The sequence below is a fragment of the Mesorhizobium sp. M2A.F.Ca.ET.037.01.1.1 genome, from assembly GCF_003998075.1.
Lineage (GTDB): Bacteria > Pseudomonadota > Alphaproteobacteria > Rhizobiales > Rhizobiaceae > Mesorhizobium.
The window spans coordinates 1-5,680 of record NZ_RZSA01000385.1; the positions used below are offsets into that span (position 1 = coordinate 1).

The 5,680-nt window shown below is 64.4% G+C and carries 8 protein-coding genes; 3 read left to right on the top strand and 5 right to left on the bottom strand.

The genetic code is table 11. From position 1 onward, the window contains the following. Nucleotides 1–498, top strand: a 498-nt coding sequence (locus EOA27_RS19245) for a DsbE family thiol:disulfide interchange protein (RefSeq protein ID WP_145970421.1), incomplete at its 5' end; no start/stop codon positions are given. Between the two features lie 156 nt (nt 499–654). Here EOA27_RS19245 and EOA27_RS19250 read toward each other — a convergent pair. After that, nucleotides 655–819 (bottom strand): hypothetical protein, encoded by a 165-nt coding sequence (locus EOA27_RS19250; protein ID WP_245467316.1) that lies wholly within the window; start codon nt 817–819, stop codon nt 655–657. Nucleotides 820–1,112: 293 nt separating this feature from the next. Here EOA27_RS19250 and EOA27_RS19255 point away from each other — a divergent pair, with 293 nt between their 5' ends. After that, nucleotides 1,113–2,033 (top strand): SMP-30/gluconolactonase/LRE family protein, encoded by a 921-nt coding sequence (locus EOA27_RS19255; protein WP_126080440.1) that lies wholly within the window; start codon nt 1,113–1,115, stop codon nt 2,031–2,033. A gap of 159 nt (nt 2,034–2,192) precedes the next feature. Then, nucleotides 2,193–2,399: a 4-oxalocrotonate tautomerase family protein gene (locus EOA27_RS19260; RefSeq protein ID WP_042645446.1), complete on the top strand. Its 207-nt coding sequence runs from the start codon at nt 2,193–2,195 to the stop codon at nt 2,397–2,399. Between the two features lie 192 nt (nt 2,400–2,591). On the opposite strand, the gene EOA27_RS19265 is transcribed toward EOA27_RS19260, so the two are convergent. The 4 genes from EOA27_RS19265 to ftsY form a co-directional block, all read right to left on the bottom strand. Further along, nucleotides 2,592–3,125, bottom strand: coding sequence for an NADPH-dependent FMN reductase (locus EOA27_RS19265; RefSeq protein WP_127256899.1), 534 nt, complete (start codon nt 3,123–3,125; stop codon nt 2,592–2,594). A 36-nt stretch (nt 3,126–3,161) separates the two neighbouring features. Next, nucleotides 3,162–3,782: a pyridoxamine 5'-phosphate oxidase family protein gene (locus tag EOA27_RS19270; RefSeq protein ID WP_127256901.1), complete on the bottom strand. Its 621-nt coding sequence runs from the start codon at nt 3,780–3,782 to the stop codon at nt 3,162–3,164. A gap of 66 nt (nt 3,783–3,848) precedes the next feature. After that, on the bottom strand, nt 3,849–4,505 hold the full coding sequence (locus EOA27_RS19275) for a septation protein A (protein WP_126080443.1): 657 nt from the start codon (nt 4,503–4,505) through the stop codon (nt 3,849–3,851). 63 nt (nt 4,506–4,568) lie between these two features. Continuing rightward, nucleotides 4,569–5,680, bottom strand: a 1,112-nt coding sequence (gene ftsY, locus EOA27_RS19280; protein WP_245491120.1) for a signal recognition particle-docking protein FtsY, incomplete at its 5' end; no start/stop codon positions are given.

Consider the following 5,680-nt stretch of genomic DNA (forward strand, 5'->3'; position numbering starts at 1 on the left):
GGGCTGTTCCTGTCGCAGCTTCTGTCGGGCCGCGATGTCGCCGAAATTCCCTCGGCGCTGATCGGCCTGCCGGCGCCGCAGACCAGTCTCCCGCCGCTGGAAGGGGTGAACCTGCCGGGGCTCGATTCCAAAAGTTTTGCCGGCAGGGTGACGCTCGTCAATGTGTTCGCGTCCTGGTGCGCGCCGTGCCGCGAAGAGCATCCGGTGCTGCTCGGCCTGTCGCAGGACAAGCGCTTCACGCTTACGGCGCTGAACTACAAGGACCAGCCGGAAAACGCCCGCCGCTTCCTCGGCGATCTCGGCAATCCCTATCAGGCGATCGGCGTCGACCCGGCCGGACGCGCGGCGATCGACTGGGGTGTCTACGGCGTGCCGGAAACCTTCGTCATCGGCAAGGACGGCAAGATCGCCTACAAGCATGTCGGGCCGCTGACACCCGACTCCGTGAGGACGCTGCTGTTGCCACAGATCGAGAAGGCCTTGGCGGCGCCGGGTTGACGCCACCTCATCCGGCCGCTTCGCGGCCACCTTCTCCCCGAGGGGGGAAGAGGTCGGCGCCGGCGCTTACCTGTTCCTCTCCCCCTCGGGGAAAGGTCGGATTGCCCCGAATTGCCCTTCGCAATTCGGTTGGCGGTCCGGGTGAGGGCCTGTCGCTCAGCCGTAGATCTGCTTGCGGATCTGGTAGAGCATCTCGGAACGGTCGGCGCGCAGATCGGCGAGATCGCGGCCGGACAGGTTTTCGATTTCGGCGACGAGGCGGTTGTACTGGCGGCGCTTGGCGATGCTGGCGCGAGCGCGGTAGACAAGATTGTCGAACATGACAGGGTTCCTTTCATGCCGCGCTGGTGCGGCCGGTTGTTCCTCCCTGACAATTGCGAGCATGACATAGGAATGGTGCGTTGCAAAAGAAAGATGTTGCAATGCACTATTGCAACCAGCGCATAGCCGGTTAACCGCGGGTAAGGGGCTCCTGCATCCGGCATGGCGGCCTTTGGCGCTACGCTTCACGCAGTTCTCATCCGTTTTGTCATACAAATTACAGGCCTGCCGTCTTGCCAGAATGGCCGCGGGCTGGCTTGATCCGTCCGTCACCTGATGCCGGGAGGAAACGCATGGCGGCCGCTGACTATTACGAAATTCTCGATCCGCGCTTCGCGCGCCTGTTCAACGGCAGCGCGCAGGTGGAAAAGCTGTTCACCGGATGCCGGTGGGCGGAAGGGCCGGCCTGGTTCGCCGCCGGCCGCTATGTCGTCTGGTCCGACATCCCGAACAACCGCATGCTGCGCTATGACGAGACCGATGGCAGCGTCAGCGTGTTCCGCCAGCCGTCCGGCAATTCCAACGGCAATACTGTCGACCGGCAGGGCCGGCTGGTGACGTGCGAGCATTCCGGCCGCCGCGTCAGCCGCACCGAATTCGACGGCTCGACCACCACCATCGCCGACAAGTGGAAAGGCAAGCGGCTGAACTCGCCCAACGACGTCGTGGTGCGCTCCGACGGCTCGATCTGGTTCACCGATCCGAGCTATGGCATCGACACCGACTATGAGGGCGACAAGGCCGAAAGCGAGATCGGCGCCTGCAATGTCTACCGGGTCGACCCGGAGACCGGCGATGTCGAGGCCGTCATCACCGACATGGTGCGGCCGAACGGGCTCGCCTTCTCGCTGGACGAAAGCCTGCTCTATGTCGCCGACACCGGCCGCACGCATGGCGAGAAGAACCCGGCGCATATACGTGTCTTCACTGTCGGCAAGCACGGCAAGAAGGTTTCGGGCGGCAAGGTCTTCGCCGACTGCACCGCCGGCCTGTTCGACGGGTTTCGGCTCGATTCCGACGGGCGCATCTGGACAAGTGCTGCCGACGGCATCCATTGCTACGACCCGGACGGCACGCTGATCGGCAAGGTCAAGGTGCCGGAAGTGACCGCCAACTGCGTGTTCGGCGGCAACAAGCTGAACTGCCTCTACATAGCCGGCACCACCTCGCTCTATATGGTGCGGCTGATGGTGAACGGGGCGAAGACTTTTTGAAGCTGTTCAAGGCGCTTCTTTGGCCTTTGCTGGCCTTTCTGCGCATCCCCGCAGCGCCCGCCGCGCTGCGGTTCCCGCAACCACCGCCATCCGCTTTGCCGGAGCGAATTGCCAAACCGCCGCCCGACGTCAACCGGCAGAACCCAAGGGGAGGACATCATGCCATTCGTCAACATCCGCATCGTCAAGGAAGTGATCGCCGCCGATCCGGCCGGCAAGAAGGCTGACATCGCCAAGAAGGTGACTTCGGCCATCATGGAGGCCACCGGGCTTGGCAACAACGATGTCTGGGTTGTGTTCGAGGAGGTCAACGCCCGCGACTGGTATGTCGGCAAGACCGATGTCGAGACGCTGCGGAAGGGGTAGCTTCTTCCTTCTCCCCTTGCGGGAGAAGGTGGCCTCGCGAAGCGAGGTCGGATGAGGGGTGTTCCAGCTTGGCGACGCCGTTTGTCCAGCGACGAGGTCGCCAATGCCTCACTTCGCTGGAACACCCCCTCATCCGTCTCGGCGCTGCGCGCCGATCCACCTTTTCCCACAAGGGGAGAAGGGGAAGACCGCTCATCGTTCGCGAATAAATCTTGCGAAACCCTGCACCGCCTCACGCATCGCCTGGCGGTTCGAACCCTCTGTCAGGATCGCCTCCATCTCCCCCGGCTTCTTGCCCAGCAGCGCGATCTCCAGCGCCGCCTCCTCATACAGCGCAAACGACATCGTCCGCATGATCTCGGCGAGCGCCGCCCGGGCGTAGAGCGAGCGGGTCGAGGCATGCACCAGCATCGCCGGCTTGCCGACGGCGGCGTCGCGCGACACCAGCCAGTCGAGCGCGTTCTTCATGCCGCCGGGGACGCCATGCGCGTATTCCGGGCAGGAGACGATGACGCCATCGGCAGGGGTGACCATCTCGATCAGGCGCGCCGCTTCGGGCGGCGTGCGCTCGCCCTCATCGTCGGGGTTGAAGATCGGCAGCCGGCCGAGCCCGTCATAGACCTGGACGCTACAGTCGTCAGGGGCATTGGCGGCCAGGGCGGCAAGCAGGGCCGAATTGGTCGACGCGGCGCGCAGGCTGCCCGATAGGGCGATGATCTCGATCAAGGGAGGCCCGGACGAAGAGTGAGTCGTCAGGCGAGGCTACCACATGGTCTGCCGGTAATCGTCGTCCAGCTCGCGGTCGATCTCGCCGGCGCTTTCTGACAGCGCCAGCTGGTCGCGGATGATCTGGCCGAGCGTCGGCAGCGTCGCGCGGTCGTACCAGGTCTCCGGCTTCCAAAGATCGGAGCGCATGAAGGCCTTTGCGCAGTGCATATAGGCGGCCTTGACCGTCACCACGATGACGCTCTGGGGCTCCTTGCCGTCGACCGCCAGGCGTTCGCGCAAGGTGGGATCGACGGTGATGCGGGCGTCGCCATTGACGCGCAGCGTCTCGTTCATGCCGGGGATCAGGAAAAGCAGTCCAACCGACGGGTTGCGGATGATGTTTTCCAGCGTGTCCAGCCGGTTGTTGCCGGGGCGGTCGGGGATGGCGATGGTGTTGTTGTCGAGGATGGCGGCGAAGCCGGGCTTGTCGCCCTTCGGTGTGACGTCGGCATTGCTGGCGCCGTCGGAGGAACCGATCAGCACGAAGGGGCTCTTGCCGATGAAGGAGCGGCAATGGCCGTCGAGGCTCTTCAGTTCCTTGCGGATCGAGCCGTCGGTCGGCCGGGGCGTCTTGTAGATCGTCCTCAGCTCGTCATGCGTGGTGAGAAATTCCATGCCGTCCCCCCTTATTCCGGCGCAATTCCGGACGGAAAACCGCGTCACACTTTTCCTGGAATTGCTTTAGTTCCCGGCCTTCTCTTCCTTGGCTTTTTCCTCGAGCGAGTGGCGCATGATCAGCGGCATCTGGCTGAAGGTGAACAGCAAGGTGATCGGGATCGTGCCCCAGACCTTGAAATATAGCCAGGTCGCCTCGGAGAAGTTACGCCACATCACCTCGTTGAGCACGGCCAGGAACAGGAAGAAAAGGCCCCAGCGGAAGGTCAGCTTGCGCCAGCCCTCGGCATCGAGCTGAAAGGCGGAATCGAAGACGTAGCCGAGCAGCGAGCGGCCGAACAGCAGCCCGCCGAGCAGGGTTACGCCGAACAGCGAGTTGATGATCGTCGGCTTCATGAAAGCGAAGGTCTTGTCCTGCAGGTAAAGCGCCAGCGCGCCGAAGACGAAGACGACGATCGCCGAGACCAGCGGCATCAGCGGCAGGCTGCGCGTGAGCAGCCAGGAGACGCCGAGCGAAAGCGCGGTCGCGACCATGAAGAAGGCCGTGGCGATCAGGATCGGCTCGCCGAGATGGGCAAGCACCGGGAATTTCTCGGCCAGCCACTCGCCACGGATGGTGGTGAAGAAGAACACCAGGCCCGGCCCAAGCTCGAGCAGGAATTTCAGGCCGGGGTTCATCGGCTTGCGGCGTGGATCGGACGGGTCGCGTTCGAGGATGTTCATAAAAACCCTTCTTGCGCATGATCTGGCCGAAAAGCGGGCGGCTTTCCAAGATCACGCCTTTGTTCAGGCGACGCCGGCGATCGCTCTGGCAAATTCGCTGGCCGAAAACGGTTCGAGGTCATCGACCTGCTCGCCGACGCCAATGAAATAGACCGGCAGCCGGTGCTTGGCGGCGATCGCCACCAGAATACCGCCGCGGGCCGTGCCGTCCAGCTTGGTCATCACCAGCCCGTTGACGCCGGCGACGTTGCGGAAGATCTCGACCTGGTTCAGCGCATTCTGGCCGGTGGTGGCATCGACCGTCTGCAGCACCGTGTGCGGCGCTTCCGGATCGAGTTTTCCGAGCACGCGCACGATCTTCTCCAACTCCGCCATCAGCTCGGTCTTGTTCTGCAGCCGGCCGGCCGTGTCGATGATCAAAACGTCGGAGCCGGCCTCCTTGGCCTTCTCGAAGGCGTCATAGGCGAGGCCCGCCGCGTCGGCGCCGAGCTTGGTGGCGATGACCGGCGATTTCGTGCGCTCGCCCCAGATCTTCAGCTGCTCGATCGCGGCGGCGCGGAAGGTATCGCCGGCGGCCAGCATCACCTTGAGGCCGCCATCGGTGAGCTTGGCGGCCAATTTGCCGATGGTGGTGGTCTTCCCGGTGCCGTTGACGCCGACGACCAGGATTACATGCGGCTTATGGCTGAGATCGAGCTCGAGCGGTTTTGCCACCGGCATCAGCACCTTCTCCACCTCCGCGGCCATCACGGCGCGGACTTCAGAGTCGGAGACGTCGCGGCCGTAGCGGCTGGAGGCGAGCGAGTCGGTGACGCGCAGCGCCGTCTCCACGCCGAGATCGGCGCGGATCAGCACGTCCTCCAGGTCCTGCAGCGTGTCCTCGTCCAGCTTTCGCTTGGTGAAGACGCCGGCAATGTTGCCGGTGAGCTCGCGGGACGAGCGGGCGAGCCCTTCGCGCATGCGCTGGAACCAGGAGCGCCTTGGCGCCGGCTCCGAAGTCTTTGCCGGCTCGGCTTTCTGCTCGACCTTCTTTGAGACCGTCACCTTGCCGGCGGCGGGAGCGGACCGCGGCTCGGGGGTCGGCTGCGAGGCCGGTGCAGGCCCTACCTCCCCCTCGATGGGGGAGGTCCCGAGCGCAGCTCGGGGGTGGGGGTGACTGGCGCCAGCGTCGGCGC

Coding starts and splice junctions, on each gene's coding strand:
- EOA27_RS19250 (WP_245467316.1), bottom strand. CDS start 819: ATGTTCGACAATCTTGTCTACCGCGCTCGCGCCAGCATCGCCAAGCGC.
- EOA27_RS19255 (WP_126080440.1), top strand. CDS start 1,113: ATGGCGGCCGCTGACTATTACGAAATTCTCGATCCGCGCTTCGCGCGC.
- EOA27_RS19260 (WP_042645446.1), top strand. CDS start 2,193: ATGCCATTCGTCAACATCCGCATCGTCAAGGAAGTGATCGCCGCCGAT.
- EOA27_RS19270 (WP_127256901.1), bottom strand. CDS start 3,782: ATGGAATTTCTCACCACGCATGACGAGCTGAGGACGATCTACAAGACG.
- EOA27_RS19275 (WP_126080443.1), bottom strand. CDS start 4,505: ATGAACATCCTCGAACGCGACCCGTCCGATCCACGCCGCAAGCCGATG.